This window comes from Geminicoccus flavidas (assembly GCF_009806515.1).
GTDB classification, from domain to species: domain Bacteria; phylum Pseudomonadota; class Alphaproteobacteria; order Geminicoccales; family Geminicoccaceae; genus Geminicoccus; species Geminicoccus flavidus.
The window spans coordinates 1-1078 of sequence record NZ_WUJP01001119.1 but is presented as its reverse complement, the minus strand read 5'-3'; the positions used below and the strand labels follow the sequence as shown (position 1 = coordinate 1078).

The following is a 1078-nucleotide window of genomic DNA, read 5'->3' as shown; positions in this document are numbered from 1 at the left end:
CCCGCTCCTTCATGGGCGTCCTCTGCCTCGCTGCCTCCCTCGACTGGCTCAAGAACTAACGGGGCCTAGTGGCTACGTACTGCCGGCGAGTTCCGCCGCACGCCTGAGCAGCAGGATGAGGAAGGCGGCCATGTGCAGGCCTGCCAAGGTTTCTGGCAGTCGCTCGTAGTCGCGGGCGAGGCGGCGAAAGCGGGCGAACCATGCAAACGAGCGCTCGGCCACCGAGACCGCCGAGGCCACCTGGGCAGGAGGCTGAAGCTGCGGTTGCTTTAGGCAGTTTGACGACCTGAAGGGTGATCCTATCCGTGCGGGCAGCCTGGGCGGATTGCTCGCCGGCGCAGCCTTGACCTGGGCCAGAGCCACGTTCTGGTTGATCGCGTCCCGGACGGTCTCAGCCAGGGTCGCCACCGCTGCGCGATCAGCGGCATGGGCAGGCGTGACGTGCAGTGCCAGCAGGTGGCCAAGCGCATCACTGCGCAGTGCAGCTTCGCAACTCCCGTACGCTGGTGCCCACCACAGGCGGCCCTGCCGTCGCTCCCAGGAACTGGGCAGAGCGATCGGCTGTCCAGCACGGCCACGGACGGTTCCGCCGCGCCGCCCAGGTCAGGCGCAGCACGGCGCGCAGCTCGTGCGCCAGCATCTCGAAGCAGCCACGCACCAGGCTACGCTATGGCTGACCAGGTAGCGCAGCCCGTTGAATGCTCCCCTAGGTGTTTGATCCTGCAGTGTGGTGGTACAGTGGATCACCATGCGGCAAGGGACGCACTATGGGCCAAGTTCTTCATCGAAGCGCCCGTACGACCGAGGCGGTCCATTGCGCGATCCAGCTACGTCAAGAGAGCGTGAGGGCGCTGGCCAGGCGCTATGGCGTCAGCCCGGCCACGATCCAGAAGTGGCGCAAGCGAAAGACGACCGCGGACGCGCCCATGGGGCCAAAGCAAGTTCGCTCGACGGTGCTGACGCCACAGGAAGAGACCATCATCGTCGCCTTCCGCTGGCACACCCTGCCGCCGCTGGACGACTGCCTTTACAGCCTGCAGCCGACCATCCCGCACCTCACTCGCTCGTCCCTACACCG

Annotated in this window: 2 protein-coding genes; one reads left to right on the top strand and one right to left on the bottom strand. The window is 66.5% G+C overall.

Annotation, left to right across the window (positions count from 1 at the left end):
* Positions 1-72: 72 nt before the first annotated feature.
* Positions 73-408, bottom strand: coding sequence for a transposase (locus EQG76_RS31365; protein ID WP_159719121.1), 336 nt, complete (start codon positions 406-408; stop codon positions 73-75).
* A gap of 359 nt (positions 409-767) precedes the next feature.
* Here EQG76_RS31365 and EQG76_RS31360 point away from each other — a divergent pair.
* On the top strand, positions 768-1078 hold a 311-nt coding region (locus EQG76_RS31360; RefSeq protein ID WP_159719120.1), incomplete at its 3' end, for a helix-turn-helix domain-containing protein.